The organism is Allobaculum sp. Allo2 (assembly GCF_022701175.1).
GTDB classification, from domain to species: Bacteria; Bacillota_I; Bacilli_A; order Erysipelotrichales; family Erysipelotrichaceae; genus Allobaculum; species Allobaculum fili.
Genome location: NZ_CP078088.1, coordinates 201,755 through 218,154 on the forward strand (window position 1 = coordinate 201,755; position 16,400 = coordinate 218,154).

The 16,400-nt window shown below is 53.7% G+C and carries 20 protein-coding genes and 3 pseudogenes; 5 read left to right on the forward strand and 18 right to left on the reverse strand.

Going from position 1 to position 16,400, the window contains the following annotated elements:
• Window positions 1-25: 25 nt before the first annotated feature.
• The 12 genes and pseudogenes from tsaD to KWG61_RS01300 form a co-directional block, all read right to left on the reverse strand.
• Window positions 26-1,030, reverse strand: a complete 1,005-nt coding sequence (gene tsaD / locus KWG61_RS01240; protein WP_230266888.1) for a tRNA (adenosine(37)-N6)-threonylcarbamoyltransferase complex transferase subunit TsaD — start codon at window positions 1,028-1,030, stop codon at window positions 26-28.
• A 129-nt stretch (window positions 1,031-1,159) separates the two neighbouring features.
• The gene (locus tag KWG61_RS01245; RefSeq protein ID WP_242744706.1) at window positions 1,160-1,414 is read right to left on the reverse strand and encodes an N-acetyltransferase; all 255 of its coding nucleotides are present in this window, start codon (window positions 1,412-1,414) and stop codon (window positions 1,160-1,162) included.
• 178 nt (window positions 1,415-1,592) lie between these two features.
• A complete protein-coding gene (locus KWG61_RS01250) occupies window positions 1,593-1,814 on the reverse strand; it encodes a hypothetical protein (protein ID WP_242744707.1) in 222 nt (73 codons plus the stop codon).
• A gap of 17 nt (window positions 1,815-1,831) precedes the next feature.
• Entirely contained in the window at window positions 1,832-2,188 is a 357-nt protein-coding gene (tsaB, locus tag KWG61_RS01255; RefSeq protein ID WP_242744708.1) for a tRNA (adenosine(37)-N6)-threonylcarbamoyltransferase complex dimerization subunit type 1 TsaB, read from the reverse strand.
• Window positions 2,188-2,571 carry a tRNA (adenosine(37)-N6)-threonylcarbamoyltransferase complex ATPase subunit type 1 TsaE gene (tsaE, locus tag KWG61_RS01260; RefSeq protein ID WP_242744709.1) on the reverse strand — a complete coding sequence of 128 codons (384 nt, stop codon included), beginning with the start codon at window positions 2,569-2,571 and terminating at the stop codon, window positions 2,188-2,190. The genes tsaB and tsaE overlap by 1 nt, the downstream gene beginning before the upstream one ends.
• A 60-nt stretch (window positions 2,572-2,631) precedes the next feature.
• Window positions 2,632-3,962, reverse strand: a pseudogene (locus KWG61_RS15705) (replication-associated recombination protein A).
• 295 nt (window positions 3,963-4,257) lie between these two features.
• A complete protein-coding gene (locus tag KWG61_RS01275) occupies window positions 4,258-4,884 on the reverse strand; it encodes a hypothetical protein (protein ID WP_242744710.1) in 627 nt (208 codons plus the stop codon).
• Window positions 4,854-5,195, reverse strand: a complete 342-nt coding sequence (locus tag KWG61_RS01280; protein ID WP_242744711.1) for a hypothetical protein — start codon at window positions 5,193-5,195, stop codon at window positions 4,854-4,856. The genes KWG61_RS01275 and KWG61_RS01280 overlap by 31 nt, the downstream gene beginning before the upstream one ends.
• On the reverse strand, window positions 5,192-5,374 hold the full coding sequence (locus tag KWG61_RS01285) for a Trm112 family protein (RefSeq protein ID WP_242744712.1): 183 nt from the start codon (window positions 5,372-5,374) through the stop codon (window positions 5,192-5,194). Before KWG61_RS01285 ends, KWG61_RS01280 begins: the two co-directional genes overlap by 4 nt.
• Window positions 5,374-6,150: a TPM domain-containing protein gene (locus KWG61_RS01290; RefSeq protein WP_242744713.1), complete on the reverse strand. Its 777-nt coding sequence runs from the start codon at window positions 6,148-6,150 to the stop codon at window positions 5,374-5,376. The genes KWG61_RS01285 and KWG61_RS01290 overlap by 1 nt, the downstream gene beginning before the upstream one ends.
• A gap of 343 nt (window positions 6,151-6,493) precedes the next feature.
• Window positions 6,494-6,853, reverse strand: a complete 360-nt coding sequence (locus tag KWG61_RS01295; RefSeq protein ID WP_242744714.1) for a hypothetical protein — start codon at window positions 6,851-6,853, stop codon at window positions 6,494-6,496.
• Window positions 6,786-7,790 (reverse strand): hypothetical protein, encoded by a 1,005-nt coding sequence (locus KWG61_RS01300; RefSeq protein WP_242744715.1) that lies wholly within the window; start codon window positions 7,788-7,790, stop codon window positions 6,786-6,788. Before KWG61_RS01300 ends, KWG61_RS01295 begins: the two co-directional genes overlap by 68 nt.
• Window positions 7,791-7,947: 157 nt before the next feature.
• On the opposite strand from KWG61_RS01300, the gene KWG61_RS01305 reads away from it, so the two are divergent.
• The gene (locus tag KWG61_RS01305; protein ID WP_242744716.1) at window positions 7,948-8,280 is read left to right on the forward strand and encodes a hypothetical protein; all 333 of its coding nucleotides are present in this window, start codon (window positions 7,948-7,950) and stop codon (window positions 8,278-8,280) included.
• Between the two features lie 41 nt (window positions 8,281-8,321).
• Here the strand turns inward: KWG61_RS01305 and KWG61_RS01310 are convergent, their stop codons facing one another.
• The 3 genes and pseudogenes from KWG61_RS01310 to KWG61_RS01315 all read right to left on the reverse strand — a co-directional run bounded on the left by KWG61_RS01310 (window position 8,322) and on the right by KWG61_RS01315 (window position 10,938).
• Window positions 8,322-8,609 carry a hypothetical protein gene (locus tag KWG61_RS01310; protein ID WP_242744717.1) on the reverse strand — a complete coding sequence of 96 codons (288 nt, stop codon included), beginning with the start codon at window positions 8,607-8,609 and terminating at the stop codon, window positions 8,322-8,324.
• Between the two features lie 33 nt (window positions 8,610-8,642).
• Window positions 8,643-8,813, reverse strand: a pseudogene (locus KWG61_RS16855) (hypothetical protein); the annotation flags it as partial.
• 238 nt (window positions 8,814-9,051) lie between these two features.
• Complete coding sequence (locus KWG61_RS01315; RefSeq protein ID WP_230266897.1) at window positions 9,052-10,938, reverse strand: ABC transporter substrate-binding protein; 1,887 nt, start codon at window positions 10,936-10,938, stop codon at window positions 9,052-9,054.
• Between the two features lie 356 nt (window positions 10,939-11,294).
• Here KWG61_RS01315 and KWG61_RS01320 point away from each other — a divergent pair, with 356 nt between their 5' ends.
• The 4 genes and pseudogenes from KWG61_RS01320 to KWG61_RS01335 all read left to right on the forward strand — a co-directional run bounded on the left by KWG61_RS01320 (window position 11,295) and on the right by KWG61_RS01335 (window position 14,588).
• Complete coding sequence (locus KWG61_RS01320) at window positions 11,295-11,432, forward strand: hypothetical protein (RefSeq protein ID WP_242744718.1); 138 nt, start codon at window positions 11,295-11,297, stop codon at window positions 11,430-11,432.
• A 5-nt stretch (window positions 11,433-11,437) separates the two neighbouring features.
• Window positions 11,438-11,665 (forward strand): hypothetical protein, encoded by a 228-nt coding sequence (locus tag KWG61_RS01325; protein WP_242744719.1) that lies wholly within the window; start codon window positions 11,438-11,440, stop codon window positions 11,663-11,665.
• Window positions 11,631-13,044: pseudogene (locus KWG61_RS01330) on the forward strand (carboxypeptidase M32). Before KWG61_RS01325 ends, KWG61_RS01330 begins: the two are co-directional and overlap by 35 nt.
• A gap of 98 nt (window positions 13,045-13,142) precedes the next feature.
• A complete protein-coding gene (locus KWG61_RS01335; RefSeq protein ID WP_230266899.1) occupies window positions 13,143-14,588 on the forward strand; it encodes an MFS transporter in 1,446 nt (481 codons plus the stop codon).
• Between the two features lie 212 nt (window positions 14,589-14,800).
• Here KWG61_RS01335 and KWG61_RS01340 read toward each other — a convergent pair whose 3' ends face one another.
• The 3 genes from KWG61_RS01340 to pyrE form a co-directional block, all read right to left on the reverse strand.
• Window positions 14,801-15,124, reverse strand: a complete 324-nt coding sequence (locus KWG61_RS01340) for an AAA family ATPase (RefSeq protein WP_367614302.1) — start codon at window positions 15,122-15,124, stop codon at window positions 14,801-14,803.
• The gene (locus KWG61_RS01345) at window positions 15,073-15,411 is read right to left on the reverse strand and encodes an AAA family ATPase (protein WP_242744720.1); all 339 of its coding nucleotides are present in this window, start codon (window positions 15,409-15,411) and stop codon (window positions 15,073-15,075) included. Before KWG61_RS01345 ends, KWG61_RS01340 begins: the two co-directional genes overlap by 52 nt.
• A gap of 305 nt (window positions 15,412-15,716) precedes the next feature.
• A complete protein-coding gene (gene pyrE / locus KWG61_RS01350) occupies window positions 15,717-16,397 on the reverse strand; it encodes an orotate phosphoribosyltransferase (RefSeq protein ID WP_230266901.1) in 681 nt (226 codons plus the stop codon).
• Window positions 16,398-16,400 lie beyond the last annotated feature (3 nt).

A 16,400-nucleotide genomic window follows, 5' to 3' on the forward strand; every position in this document is an offset into this window, starting at 1 on the left:
TGATGAAATAGTCTAGTCGGATGGCTTAAAAATCGAGATCGAGGGACGAATCCGCGCAAAGGGTCTGATCCGCGCGCCGTCCATGACTCCAGGCGATTTCGCCTGCGATCGCGATCATCGCCGCGTTGTCCGTGCAGCAGCTCATAGGCGGGACGTTGAATTCCATGTTCGGATACTGTTTCGCGAGTTCAGCGACTTTTTCGCGCAGCCGGCTGTTGGCGCTTACACCGCCGCCGACAATCATCTGCTTCAGATCCGGATGGTTTTCGATCGCCTTGCGCACTTTGGTGAAAATTTCTTCGAGCGCGGTTTCCTGGAAGGAAGCGGCCAGATCTTCGACTTTCCATTCCTTGTTTTCCCGCTCCATGCGCTTCACAAACTGGAGCACGCCGGATTTCAGACCGGAAAAGGAGAAGTTGTATTCGCCAGGCGCTTTTGGACGGGGCAGCTTGTAAATCGGCTGGCCCTGTTTAGCGAGGCGGTCAATTTTCGGGCCGCCCGGATAGCCGAGGTCGAGGACACGGGCGACTTTGTCATACGCTTCGCCGATGGCGTCATCCTGCGTCTCGCCGAGAATTTCAAAGCTCGTCTCGTCTTTCATGTAAATGAGTTCCGAGTTTCCGCCGGACACCAAAAGTGCGAGCAGCGGAAATTTCAGGTCGGTATCGAGCTTGTTGGCATAAATGTGGCCGGCCAGATGGTTAACGCCGACAAGCGGCTTTCCGGTCAGCAGCGACAGGGTCTTAGCCGCCTGTACGCCGACATGAAGGCAGCCGATCAGGCCGGGGCCCTGGGTGACGGAAATCAGATCGATATCGTCCCAGGTCAGTCCGGAATCCGTAATCGCCTGATCAATGACGGTGGAAATATTTTCCACATGCAGGCGGCTGGCGACTTCCGGAACAACGCCGCCAAACTGTTTATGCGTGTCAATCTGTGAAGAAACGACGCTCGAAAGCACGTCCTTCTGATCCTTGACAACGGCTGCGGCGGTTTCGTCGCAGCTGCTTTCTATTCCAAATACAATCATTCCGTTTGGTTCCTTCCATTAGGGGATCCGGACTGGCTCTGAAGATTCCGTTCGGGTTTCTCTTTCCCTTTTAGAAAGCGAAAAATCGATACAGACGCAAAGACTCTTCAGGTCGTCCGCATTTATGGTTTACAGTCCAATAGCCATGACCAGAGCGTCTTCGCCGTTGGCGTAATAGCCTTTGGAGCGGTGCAGAAAGACAAAGCCAGCCTTTTCGTACAGCATTCTGGCTGGCGTGTTGGACTCGCGCACTTCCAGACTGAACGTTTCGCAGCCCGCTTCTTTTGCATGATCGATGCAGGCCTGCAGAAGCGTCTGTCCATAGCCGTTTTTGCGGCAGGCGGGATCAATGCCGATATTGGCCAGCTGCGCCTGTTCAAACATGATCCACAGTATGGCGTAGCCGATGATTTTCCCTCTTCTTCGAAAACGAGAGGGTGGGAAAAGGGATTTTCCTCCAGTTCAAACGCAAACGACTCTTCCGGCCAGGCGTCTTCAAAACAGAGCTGTTCGAGCTCGGCGATGCGGGGAAGATCGGCCTGCGTCATCGGGCGGACCTTGCTCACGCCAGATACCTCTGGCTTTCTTTCATATAGCAGGGCGTCAGTGCGTCCACATTTTCCACGTCTTTGGCGAGCGGCAGCAGGGCCCGGGCGTTTTCCAGGAAATCCGATGGCTGGGCGGTCTGTCCGATCAGCTCGCCTTCGCCATACAGCACTCCCGGATGATCCTGGAAATAGGCCGGCAGATCTTCAACAGGCAAAATTTCCTTGAAGAGCTCCACCCCGTTTTCCAGATGGCCTACATATGCGCGGCTGGCGCGGGCATCGAGGATGACGTTGGCCTTGGGGCGGTTCCCGCGTAAAGCTGCAGGGTTGAAATCGTGCGCACTTTCGCATGGGACTGCGTTCCGAGAATTTTGGCGGTCGTCATGGCGATCCGCAGGCCAGTATAGGAGCCCGGACCGTCGGTCACAATGACTTCGTCAATATCCTTCAGGCTCCAGCCGGCTTTTCTGAGCAGAACTTCCAGTTCTGCCAGCAGGCTTTCGCTCTGTTTCTTGAATGCTTCTTTCGAAAGGCCTTCGACCAGGTTTCCGTCTTCAAAAAGCGCGATCACCAGATTTTTCCAGGCCGTATCCATAACAAGGGTTTTCATCAGGCATACTCCTTCATGATTTCATCCACGATTTTGCGGCTTTCTTCGCCGGTCGCCTCGATTTGTACATCGCGGCTCGTCTCGCCGGTTTCCGCAAGAGACATCGCAATATGATCCGATGGAATCTGTTCTTCAATGTATTCTGCCCACTCGACGACGCAAAGACCGTCTGTGAAGCATTCTTCAAAGCCGAGGTCCTGGTGGGCGCCTTCCAGGCGGTAGGCATCCATGTGGTAAAGCGGGGTCCCGTCGGCGGTTTTATACGATTTCATAATCGTAAAGGTGGGCGAGTTGATCGTTCGCTTTACGCCCAGCGCCTGTCCGAAAAAGCGGGTCCACGCGGTTTTGCCCGCGCCCAGATCGCCATCGAGGGTGATGGTCATCGTTTTATCTTTAAGCTGCCGGGCAAACGCTTCGGCAAGCTTTTGGTATCGTCAAGGGTTTCAAGATGCAGGGTCATGTTCACTCTTTTCAGCCTTCTTCCTGTTCTGGGAAATACTTTTCTTAATCTGCGCAATCTGTTCCATGCGCCGGCCGACTTTGGCTTCGCTGCCCAGCGTGCCAGGCCGGTAGTAGACGCGGTCCTTGAGCTTGTCGGGCAGGCAGACCATGTCGGTCATGTGCAGAGGATAGTCATGCGAATATTCGTACCCGTCGCCATAGCCGAGATCCGCCATGAGTGAAGTCGGTGCATTGCAAATGTGAAGCGGCACCGGCTCTTCGAGCGTCTTGAGCGCGTCTTCCTTGGCGGCGTTGTACGCCGTTTCCAGAGAATTGCTTTTGGGCGCCAGGGCGAGATACGTCATCGCATGGGCGAGATGAATGGCGCACTCGGGCATGCCGAGATACATGCACGCCTGATAGGCGGCAATCGTAATTTCCAGTGCCCGGCTGTCGGCCATGCCGATGTCTTCGCTGGCCATGCGCACCGCTCTTCGCGCAATGTAGAGCGGATCTTCACCGCCTTCTAACATGCGTGCCAGCCAGTACATGCACGCCTGCACATCCGAGTTTCGCATCGATTTGTGCAGGGCGGAAATCATGTCGTAGTGACGGTCGCCTTTTTTATCGTACAGCAGCGTCCGTACGCCAAGGACCTGCTTGATAATGTCTTCATCGACGTGAACGCCGTAAATATCATCCGGCGAGTTGGTGATAATCATCTCCAGCGTGTTCAGTGCCAGTCGGGCGTCGCCATGGGCGAACGTCGCAACGGCGTGAATCTGATCGTCCGTCATGTGAATCGCTGTTCCGCCGTATCCCTTTGGCGATTCAATCGCCTGATGGAGCAGCCGGACAATGTCGTCGGTCTGCAGGGATTTCAGAACGAAAACTTTACAGCGCGATAACAGGGCGCTGTTGACTTCAAAGCTCGGGTTTTCCGTCGTCGCGCCGATCAGGACAATGCTTCCCTTTTCTACCCAGGGCAGAAAGGCGTCCTGCTGCGCTTTGTTAAAGCGGTGAATCTCATCGATAAACACGACGGTGCGCTTGCCGTTTTTCCGATCGGTTTCGGCCTGCGCCATCATTTCCCGGATCTGCTTAATGCCCGTCTGTACGGCTGAAAAAGTCACAAACCGGCTCTGGGTCTTTTGGCGATGATGCTCGCCAGCGTCGTCTTGCCCACTCCGGGCGGGCCCCAGAAAATCATCGAAGGCAGCGTGTCCTTTTCAATGCAGTTCCACAGCAGCGATCCGGGCTGAATCAGGTGCGTCTGTCCGCAGTATTCTTCCAGCGTATCGGGCCGCATCCGATCGGCAAGCGGACGAAGCATAAATCCGTCTTTTTCGAAGGATCCGGGTTCTCGCGATATTCCTCATCGCCGGAAATCGGATCAAAAAGCGTGTCCTGTCTCATAGTCTTCCTATTATACAACGAAGGGAAACGTTCCCCTCTCTGATATCCTGCGGGGATTGTCAAGCGATTTCAGGACACACTTTTGGTGAATTTTCTGACCGATTTTTCGCCGGGCACCGGTTTTTCCCTTTGCGTGCGCAAAAGCGGCGCACAAAAAGCGAAAGCCAGGGGCGGTAAAGCCCGGCCTTCGCCTGAAAATCTTTACTCGTACATCAGTCGATCATCATGAACACGCCAATCATGACCACGGCCAGAATGAGCCAGGACAAAAGGAAGCAGAGTATGAAGTAGCGGTTTCGCTTTCCCTTGTCCACGGGGATATTGCCGGCGATCTGACCAGTCTGTCCGTTGACGGCGATGACGTGATCTTCGCCCTGATCCCGCTTGTAGTCCATGTAAAGCAGATACGCCGGCAAAATGGCGTAGTCCGCGCTTTTCAGCGCCCGGCGAATCTGACTGCCGGTGACGTGGAGTCCTTCGTAGCCGCCCATCGTGCTGGTGAGCGCAGACTCAAACGATTCTCTGGCGCGTTCTTCCGATCGGGCAGCGCGTGTATCGGAATCCTGATCGTAACGCTGCGCCAGAAAGCCGGGCAGATAGCCGGGATTGTACGGCATGAGCTTGTCGTAGTTGTACGGTTCGATGGCGTTCATCGCTTCCTCGCTTGCCTTGGACGATGCCACCACCGGAATTTTCCAGAAATCCATGGAACCGCCGCGTTCGATCTGATACACCATGTGATCGGTCACCATGTACTTGCCGCGCCGCGTCGTAATCGTATGTTCGCCGCGCGCACTCATCATGCCGTTCATCTGCAGATCGTAAAGCCAGTATGGCAAATAAATGCCCTGGATTTTATCGATGACATTTTCCGAAGCGTATTCATCGGGATAAAACGGCTTTTGGCAATGTACTGTTCATACAGTTCGCCAAGCCGCTTTTTATCGATTTCAAAAGGAACTACGTATTTGGGGGCAAACTTGCCGCTTGTCTGCTTTTCAATGACCAGCGGGGTCTTGCAGAAAAGACACGTGGTAGCGGACGTCGTTTTATCGGTCACAATTTCCGCGCCGCAGTGCGGGCACTCGTACACGACGAGATCTTCCGTGCTTTCCGTACTGCCGTCGGTCGCCCTGACAAAGGCTTTCATACCGGACTGGCTAGCGCTTGTATCTTCATGGACTTCATGATCGACCAGTCCTTTTGAGACTGGCCGGCGTTTTCCTGTTCGTTCAGTTCCTGAACGCGGCCGCAGAACGGACATTTCAGCTTGCCGGATTCCGGATCAAACTGCAGTTCGCCGCCGCAGTTGCTGCATTTGTATTCCATCAGAAATGACCTCCGCTTCCGGTATGGCCAGCCGAACCGCCGCCGGAAAATCCTCCGCCGTGACTGGGAGTCGCTTTCCACCTTGACGCGTGTCTGGTAGGCACGCACAAAGCGGTCTTCCTTATGTTTGAGATTGAGCGCGTCTTCGTATTCCGCAGCCTTGCGCGCCAGCTTTTGTCTTTATGCCTGCCGACTTTGACGCCCGTCCTGATCAGGGCAATGACCAGAGAGAGAATCAGGGACAGACCGATCAGAAGCAGGGACGTTTTCCATTCCACAAACGGCTTTTTCAGCCAGCCCATGGACGTGGTCTTTAAATAGAAGCGCTTATCCGCCTTTTCGAGAACGGTCATGGCGCTTTCAAAATAATTGCCCTCTTTCAGCTTGTCCGCCGCAGCATCCGAAAGACGGTCCTGCTTGCTCTGGGTAAAAATGCTGCGAACCGTATCGCCGTAGGCGTCTACCCAGTACGAGCGGTCCGACATATTGATGCCGTACGCCAGATAGCCGGCGGGATACTCCGATTCGCCGGTCGACTCGAGCATGTCTCTGGCGTAATTGTCCGAATACTGGGGAACGCTGGACGTATAAACCCAGACAGTCGTGTTGTAGTCGCTGCTCATTTGTTCGCATTTTTCTTCCAGAACGGCTTCTTCTTCGGCCGTAAACAAATCCGCGTCATCGATGACCAGCGGTTCTTTCGCCATCAGCGACAGGCTGGGCACAAGAAGGAACAGGGAAAGCAGAACGGCGATCAGACGGTTTCCTTTATGCATACAATCCTCACTTGCAGACTCGATTTCAGTCCGCTTCGATCCATAGCCGGTTTCCGTCTTTGCCTCTGATTTCAGACAGAAGGGGCAGTCTGTGTATGGACCGAGATTTTCTCCATTATACGTTTGCGCGCTCTTCGCGTCTTTTTCTTTCGAATTTGATAATCTTCGCAATCCGCTTGACGGCTTTTTGCACCGATTTGAAGTCCTTTTCGAAGTCCTCCCGCTTTGGATTTCTGGTGCCTTCGGACAAACATTCTGAAACCCCGCATCCGGAAAAGCACATGCGGCAGTCCTGGACTGCCGCATGAATCGCTCATTGGTCTGATTTCTCTTTTCTTCGCAGTTATTCGTACCAGTACTTCAGATTGTGCGGCTGGAAGTCGTAGTAAATCTGATAGCCGAACGGATCCGGAATGGAAACCAGATACAGATCGTTTTTCAGCTCCGTTTTCGCGGTGCCGTGATCGACGCTCATTTTCCAATTGTACGTATTGGGCTGACCGTCCTTTGGCTGCACGTTTTCGGTGCTGAACTGGACGATTCCGTTCATTACGTTATCGATCGCTTCGCCCGCGCTCAGTTCATCCTGATACAGATAGCCGGTATCGTAGCGTTCAAAGCGAACCGCGTTTCCGTTAAAGCGTCCGTTTCGCAGCGTACCGCAAGCCGTTGCGAACTGGTCGGTACCCGCTTTGGTACTCAAGAAGCATCCGTTTGCGGACAGCGTACCGCCGCTCACCGTGTCCGCGAGCATCAGCTGCCGCTTCCAGGGCGAGTAAATCAGAATCGGACGATTCGCTTCCCAGGCGCTCAGTACGATCAGGCTCTGTCCCGGATCGGACCAGCCGACAAGCCTGCCGTTCTGGAACGCCAGAGTCCGTCCATCCGACATCGCATCCGCGCTGCGCATGAGCGCTGCAAGGGTGTCCGCCTTTCGTACAGACCATCAAGGCTGCGTTTTTCGCCGCGTCGCTCAGAGCCGCCTGATATTCGGTCATGCTCTGTTCGAGCGCTTTCGCGTAGCCCTGCGTGGGAATTACCGTGGAAATGCCATACCAGCCAATGTCTTCGCTCTTCCAGCCCTGTCCGGCCAGAAATTCGTATTCGCGCGCATCCTGGGTGTAGTTGTGCGATCCGGTCTGCGCATTGGGATTGTAGGAACGATACAGCGGCGTGCCGTTTAGGGCATCGGCGGAATACCAGCCAGTGCCTTCATCGATCCAGCCCATCGAAACGAGATGATCTTTTTCCCGTGCAGCGGCGGTGTAAAAATGATCGCCGGCATTTGGATTGTAGAGACGATACACCGGCGTGCCTGAGACGTTTGGGGCATACCAGCCCAGACCTTCGAGCGTCCAGCCGACCTGGACGAGATAATCCCGTTCGTTGCGATCCTGCGTATAAAAATGTTCGCCGGAGTTAGGATTGTACAGGCGATACATCGCATTGCCTTCCGGAGCGCTCAGCGGCGCGGTTGCGGTGCCGTTCACAAAGGTCGGACGGCCTTCCAGCCGGTCCACCACATGAGAAACCCGATGAACGCGTGTCCATCCGCCCGTTTCTTCCTGGGCCATAACCGGCACGCTAAAAACGCCAAGCAGTACGCTGGCTGCTGCAGTCAGGCGAATCCAAGACTTCATTTTTCTCTTTCTCCTTTCAGACGCTTCGATTGATGCGTCCTTTCTTTTCCTTTTTCAGAGCCGCCCTCTGTTTTGTCATTTCGTTTTACGCGCTCAGGCGGGAAAAGACAATTTCCAGATTCTCCAGAAAAGGATAAGGAATCGATGGTCCCTGCTTATGCGGTTTCTTTTTCGCCAAACCGCTTTTTCGCAGATCCTGTGGTTCCTGTTCAAAAGAAAAGGCCCCGCTAAGGGATTTTTCTTTCCTTTCGTCGCTTTTTTAACAGGTGTACCTTCCAGTATAGCAGTTGCCAATTTTTACTCTTTTCTTTTTCAAATCCACACCATTTCCAGAGGATTTGCGCAAAGATGTACAGGTTTTCCAGCGATCGAAGCCGCTCTGTCCTTCCTTGACTTCGTATCTCTACTTTACCCGGCTGTTCGTACTCGCTTTTGGCAGGGGGTGAAAAAGCAGCCTTTCCGCATGGGGAAAAGCTGCCGTATTGCTTGATTAAACTCAGAATTCAGCCGGTCCGGATCTAAAGCCGGCGATCAGCCTTCGCAAAACCAGGCGACGCCTTCATAGCGCCAGCCCAGGCGCAGCAGTGCATTGGCTTCGTTGACATCCCGCGTGAAATGATGCGTCGCCGTCCACGCGTTTGGATTGTACAGGCGGTACACCGGCTTGCCGGACGCTTCCTTGACTGCGGTCCACGCCAGATCAGTAGACGCGAACGCGACATCTTCGTAGTGCCAGCCAAAACGAACCAGCGCATCGCGTTCGTTCGTATCCATGCAGTAATGGTGGTCTCCGGTATTCGGATTGTACAGACGATACACGTACCAGCCGTCCGCCGATGACTGCCAGGCGGTGCCTTCATTGCGCCAGCCGGCCGCAATCAGCTGATTTCGCTCTCTGGATACCTGCGTAAAGAAATGTTCGCCGCTGTTTGGATTGTACAGACGGTATACCGTGTAGCTGTCCGCTGCCAGAGCCGATACGGGGGCCTGCAGCGAACTGCCCAGAAGTCCGCTCAGAGCCAGACAGAACGCCCGCTTTTTCCCTTTTTCATAATTCCCTTTTTCTCCTTATTCGATTCACTTTTGCGGCTTCTGTTTTCTGTATATGCAATAGATCTCATTCGCCCATCTATTGTTTCGAAAGGATGAAAAACAGTCTTTTGGGCCGCACCTATGTCTATTTTAACAGGCGTCATGGATCGACAATACCCTCTGCAGGCAATTCATTTTTTCGAGTGCGGATTTTTGCAGCCGGAGCCATTTAGCTACTGGAAGCATCCGAAGAGGCGGCGGAAGCAATCTGGGAGGAATCGTCTGAATCGCTCGTCGAATCGGATTCGTTCTGCGACAAATCGGCAGAAGAAGAAACGGAATCCGAACTGGCCAGCGTCGCATCCGCGAGTGCCTGGGACCACGTCTTGAGCGGACCGGTTTTCATGCCCTGCAGCCGGCGGCTGTACAGGTTGAAGACGTAGTTTCCATAAATGGCTTCATACGGACAGAGCTCGGAGGCGCGAATCATCGCCTTCTGGTAGTTTTCAACCGACTCTTTCTGATTGACGGCGGACTTGCCGGCACTCAGATCGGCGTTGAGCGCTTCATCAAAGATGTGCGCGTAGTTTGTTCCGCCCGCAATGCGGTGATTGGCCGTATCGGTATAGCCTTCGTACAGGTTCATCGCCGAGTTGTTCTGACCCGAATACGTGGACACCATGAAAAACGCGTCCCAGTCGTCGATCGGCTCTTCGCTCGACGGACTGACGGTCGTCAGCAGCGCGTTGAAGCTGATCGTGTTTGTGCGCAGTTCGGCTCCGATTTTGCGCCAGGATACTTCCAGCATCGGAAGCAGAGTTTTTAAAACGGAGTTGTTCTTGCTGGCGAGGAAACGGACTTCCAGACGCCTGCCGTCCTTTTCCCGGATGCCGTCGTCGCCCATTTTCCATCCAGCCGCGTCAAGAATCGCACTGGCCTTGTCGGGATCATAGCTGTAGTCGATCAGGCCGTCGATTTCCTTATCTCCCGTTGTCACCGCGCCCAGACCGTGGGCAATCGGTGACCAGAACGTTTTCGGCACATAGCCGACGTTTACATTTTCCAGATCCGCATCCATGGAAATACTTGGCCACGCGTAGTACTTTTCGACAAATTTTTCCTGATCCGTCGCATAGGCCAGCGCCTGCCGGACCGCCGGATCGGCGCATACGCCTTCCTGACAGTTAAAGCCGATATAGCCCTGGGCTGCGCGCAAATAGTGGCTCGTTTCCACATTATCGAGGGCCGAAGCCTGCGCGATGATGTCCGGATTGGCGGTTGCCGGAATCAGATCGATCGTTCCGTCCTGAAGCGACTGCACTTCCGTACCCGCTTCAATCGTCAGCATCGCCACAGATTCGATCGGATACTGGCCATCCCCGTTCCAGTCCGGATTTTTCTTCAGCACAGCGCCCCACGAAGAATCGTACTGATCGATCACATACGGACCGGTTCCAATCGCCTGCTCCGGCTCGAGGTTTTTATAGGCGTCCAGATTGCCGCGGGAATACGGAAACTGACCTTCCGGCACGATGAACACCGTGCCGATCGAAGCGACCGCGTCACTATCCGGCTGGGCGCACGTAAAGGTAACGGTCAGACCGTTGTGCGAAACCTGAATGCCAGAAATGTCTCTGGCCGATCCGTCCTGGCACGCTTCAAAGCCTTCAATGAAATCGTACGTGCCGTCCTTGATGCCGCCCACGTATTCCGGATCCGCCATGAGCGTAAAGGAATACTTGATGTCATCGCCGTCCAGTTCCGATCCGTCTGAAAAGCGAAGTCCTTCCTTGAGATGGAAGCGGATCGTTTTTCCGTCCTTGGACACTTCCGGCGCTTCGCTGGCCAGAACCGGCACCAGCGATCCGTCCGCGTCGTACGCCAGCATGGACTGATACACCATGTTGACAACCCACTGGTCATACATCGACGCGGCATACATCGGACAGAACGTTCCCGTCAGTTTCTGGGTAATGCCGACTTTGAGAACGTCATCGCCAAGCGTCCCTGGACCGGTCGACGCGGAATCCGTCGACGATTTGGGTTTGGAACAGCCTGTCAGCGAAACCAGCAGCGCCGCGCAGAGCGCAGTAAGAATGAAACGGCGTACTTTCATAAAAACCTCCTGAGGCGGCTGCCAAACACCGCCCGACCGATCTAGAACTTACGGTCTGTCTTAATCTATATGTCCAATATGTGTTCTATATGCAGATTCAGGAACAGGGAAATCCCGGGAAATCGCAGGCGTTCAATAACTCCTTCATCGCTATTCCCTGCATGCATCAGCAAAATGGAAAGGCAGTGCCTTCCTGTCCAATGTACAGAGTACAGACGGGCACGGGCCGGATTCCCTGTAAAATAGAAACGCAAAGCCAAATAAAAACAAACTGAAAATACGAAAAACAGAAAACAAAGAAGGCCCTTGCTGCCCAAACGGCAGCATACGGCCAAATTGAAAGGAATCCCATCTGTATGAAACTCAATTTTTCTCCGCGCTACCAGCAGCTTCTTGATACGCTGGGCGCCTATACGCTGGCCTGCTCGACAGTCTATGTCGATCAGTATACCGTTGCCCCGAAAAAGGGGCTTCCCGGACCAATGAGGCGCTGACGATTTTGTCGCAGTTCGCCTTTAATCTCGAAAACAATCCCGGAACGATCGCCTGGCTCGAAGAAGAATATGCCGCCATGGCAGACGGATCGCTCGAACAGAAAGAAGTCGGGCTGCGCCTGAAAAAGCTTCAGGACACCCGGAGATTCCTTCCCGCTTTACAGAAAATGGCAGGAAAGCGCGGCCGAAAGCGAGACGATCTGGCACGAAGCCAAAGTCCAGTCCGATTATGAACGCTTTCGCCCCGCGCTCGAAAAAGTCATTTCGTATACGCTGCAGGCGGCGTCGTATTCGCCGCGCTTTGATCCGGCCCATCCTTATGATTATCTGCTCAGTCTTTACGAACCGGGCATGAATCAGGAAAAATATGATGCTTTTTTGAAGCGATCCTCGAAGATCTCGGTCCGCTCGTCAAAAAAGCGGCTGCGGCCCGGCCAAAAGATCTTTCTCTTCTGCACGCGCCGGTGAGCGACGCGCAGCAGGAAAAACTGGCCAGTGAAGTTCTCGATTTTCTGAAAGCCGATCGGGACCGGCTGGCGATCAGCACGACCGAGCACCCGTTTACCGATTTTCTGTCCCACGACGATGTCCGAATCACCACGCACTATGAACCGGATCAGTTTGTCAGTTCCATTCTTTCGACCGTCCACGAATACGGGCACGCGCTGTATCATCTGCAGACGGAAGCGGCTTTTGACAAGACGATGCTCGTGGAAGGCGTCGGCTGCGCTGCCCACGAATCCCAGTCCCGTCTGCTGGAAAATCACATCGGCCGCTCCAGAGCGTTCTGGAGCGTGCTGCTTCCCGCTTTGCGAAAAGAAATTCCAGCCCTCGAAACGGTCGATGCCGATACGCTGTTTACACTGGTCAACACGTGCCGTCCTTCGCTGATTCGAACCGACGCGGATGAGCTCACCTATCCCTTCCATATTCTCATACGCTATGAAATTGAAAGAAAATGGCCGCAGGCACCCTCGATTATGCGACGCTTCCGCAGCTCTGGAACGATCTTTACGAAACGTATCTCGGCGCACGACCCGAAAACGACCGTGAAGGCGTCCTGCAGGATGTGCACTGGTCTTCCGGCGATCTCGGCTATTTCCCCAGCTACGCGCTTGGCTCTGCCTACGCGGCCCAGATTTATGAAGCCATGGAGCGGGACATCGATCCAGAGCAGCTCATTCTGGAAAACCGCTTTGAAGACATCGCGGCCTGGCTGGAAAAGAACGTCCATCGCTATGGCGCCTCGAAAACCATGCTGGAAATTGTCGAAGAAGTCAGCGGCAAACCGTTTGATCCGCACATTTATACCGGCATGCTTAAGAAAAATACGCGCCTCTGCTGGAAGATCAGGCAGAAGACTGAGGTCGAACTGAGGCCGGATGACGCTTGCTCTTCGGGATTGAGGGCGGGATCGAACAGGCTGGCGCAAAAGCCGGCTATGGAGGATCCGTCGTCTGTACAGAAGACCCAGCACTGGCGGTTTCTGTCGCCGTCTTTTGCAAAATGTCCGCATTTCCAATCCTATCTTTTGAGTAATGTGTCCATATCTCTGTACTTTTCATTTTCAGCGTCATTTTTATTCCGCCGCATTGCGGCGGAATTTCTTTGAGTATGTGAAACTAACAGTAAGCATTTTATTGATAAGATGGTCATGAAAAAGAGAAAGAAGAAAGGAGGACAAACAGAAAAGGAATGATGGAGTAATTTATGTCTGATACCACAACTCAAAACGGCTTAACCCCTCTCCAGCGCAACCTCGCATATCTTGGCTGTCTGATGTTAGCCTTGTCCATGGCGGCCTTTGGCCTCTCCCTCGCCAATATTCAGGGACCGGTTCTTGCAAGTCTCAACGGCATGGACTCTTTTTCACTCGTTACCGCGCTGACTTCCGCTTCGCTCTGCCTGATGACTCTGATCGGCGGATCGCTGATGGACAGCATCGGTGCTAAGAAACTTGTTCTCTGGTTTGGTCTGATCAACTGCATTTGCGGCATTGGTCTCGCCTTTGCCTCTTCGCTTTCCATGTATCTGATTTTGCGTGTCGTTCTTTCGGCATGCCAGGGCGCGTTCTCGGCTGTTCCGTTTATCGCCGTCCGTCAGATTTTCCCGGTTAAAGAAGTCCCGAAATACGTAGGTTTCCTTTCCGGCGCACTGGCCATCGGAAGCTTTATCGGTTCCTGGGGCGCAGGCTGGCTTATGGACCACGGCATGACCGGTATGGCTTCGGCTTTCCCGACAATTTTCCTGGCTATCGGTATTTATCTGATTTATCGCTATCTGCCAAACGGCGCAACCCATAAAGGCGTTCATCTGGACTGGATCGGCGCACTGCTTCTGGGCATCTGCCTGTTTGCCCTTGTCTTCTGGCTTAACTACGGTGCCATTCTCGGCTGGGGCTCTGCCTTCGTCCTCACCTGCGCAGCCATTACGATTATCAGCTTCATTCTGCTGCTGATCGCGGAAAAGAAAATCAGTTCTCCGCTGATTCCTCTGAATCTTTTCAAGAACAAGACGTTCGTTATCGTTCTGCTGATCACCGGTCTCTGCGTTGTTTACCTGACGGCCATTAACGCCTACGTTCCGCAGGCTATGCAGCAGCTGATGGGCCAGCCGGCTTCCATCAGCGGTACCGTTCAGATTCCGCGTACGATTCTTTCCATTCTCGTTCCTGGCGCTGCCGGTGTATGGATCGCCAAGAAGCTTTCGAACTTCTGGAAAGCCTTTGCTTACTGCGCTATTCTGGTCATCATCCCGACTGGACTGCTCGTCTTCATCGGTCCGAACATGCCGGTATGGTTCGTATTCGTCATGCTCGCACTGACCGGAATCGCCGATTCCTTCCGTACCGTATCGTCCATCCCTGCAGCGCAGATGCTGCTTAAACCGCAGGATCTTGGCATCGGTACTTCCCTGGTTGGATTTATCATTTCCCTCAGCGGCGTTATCGCTTCCGCTCTGTTCTCCATTGCCTACAACGCACTGACCCAGGCTACACCGGGCAACGTCGGCATGACACAGGGTATCGATACCGTTCTGCTGATCTCCTGCGCAGCAGCCGTCATCGCTCTGCTTCTGGCCATCTTCGTCTTCCGTCCAATGTTCCCGAAAGCCGTTGCTGCCATGCATAAAGACGACGACGCTTCCGCAAAATAACCGCTTTAAACTTTTCAGATCCCGATACGATCTGCAGGCTGTCCTTTCGGGGCAGCCTTTTTCCTGGAGCAGTCGATCGTATCCGCGTCGGGAATACGCAAAAGCAGAAGCTCTCCGAACGGATCGGATGCAGCTTCTGCTTTTTTGCTGAAATTCAGAAATAGGGATTTAGGGATACCTGAGCGGGTTTGCGTTCGCGGTTGCCGGATCAGCTAGTCTTCGTTGGTATGACGAACCGCGCCCGTGCAGTCTTTGGCGAGAGCGACGATCGTATCCGCGCAGCTTTCGATCGGCAGGCGGCTTGTATCGAGGCAGACGTCATAGTAGAACGCCTTGCCCCATTTGCGGCCGGTGAAGTACTGATAGTGCGCCTTGCGGCGTTTATCCTTATCGCGCAGACGCTTGTCGATGCTTTCGTCGCGCTCGCCGTATTCGGTCAGAATTCTCTTCTTGCGGCTTTCTTCATCCGCCCAGATGAAGCAGCTCAGTACGCCGGGTTCATTGCGCAGCAGGAAGTCGGCGCAGCGGCCGACGATGACACAGTGTCCCTTTTGGCCAGATCCAGGATGACTTTGGTCTGCGCTTCAAACAGCTGTTCGTTGAGGTTGAAGCTGAAGCTGCTGCTGGCGAGCATGGTCATGAAGCGGTCCTGCTCTTCGCCGTTCTGTTCGATGAACTCTTTAGCGAATCCGCTTTGCGCGGCGATCTTTTCGACCAGGTTCCAGTCGTAGAAGTCATAGCCGAGTTTTGCGGCGACCAGTCTGCCGATAGTACGGCCGCCCGATCCGAATTCTCGGGTAATGGTAATGATGTTTGCAGTCATACGTACCTCTTTCCAGATCCCGTTGGATCCTGATGTGTGTTTTGCAGACCGAAAAGCCATTATATTGCCAATGAATGCCGGGTCCGCTCCGATTTTGAAAGCTGCCGTCGCCAGGGTCTGGCTTTCAATTTCTTTGCGGAGGCCCCTCTGTACTCCGTTTTGGTCTGCTTTATTCCTAAATAAATTATAGCCGCTTAAAGACGCATAAAGACCACCAGTTCCCACAAAAGCGCAAAACAAAAACCGGAGCCTTTCAAAAAGATCCGGTTTGCGTTGTATAGAGAGATATCGATTACCGAACGGAATTAAAAATCGAACGTGCGATCCGACGCGCCGTACTGTGCATAATAGTCGCGAATTCTCGAAATCATCTCGTCATCGAGCGTTTTGTTTTCTTTCAGGCAGGAAACGATTTCCGGCATCGATACGATCGCCGCGGTTTCAAAGCCGTATTTCTTTGCGACTTCGCCAAGCGCGGACGTATCGGACTGGCCTTTTTCAGCGCGATCGAGCGAAACCATCAGGCCCTTGATTTCCACGTTTGCTGCGCCTTTGACTTTTGGCACCGTCTCATCCATGGATTTGCCGGAGGTGGTCACGTCTTCGATCATGATGACGCGGTCGCCGTCTTTGAGTTTTGTGCCCAGGAAGCTTCCTTTATCCGCGCCATGATCTTTTTCTTCCTTACGGTCGGAACAGTAGCGGATTTCCTTGCCGAAGAGGTCGTAATACGCTTCCGCGGTAACGACGGCCAGCGGAATTCCCTTGTAGGCCGGGCCGAAGAGCACATCAAAGTCATCGCCGTAACGATCATGAATGGCTTTCGCATAAAACTCGCCGAGCTTGCGCAGCTGACGACCGTTTTCATAGCCGCCGGCGTTCATGAAAAAGGGCGAGATCCGTCCGGACTTGAGCGTGAAGGTACCAAATTTCAGCACGCCGCTATCCAGCATGAAATCAATGAATTCCTGTTTGTAGTCTTCCATTTT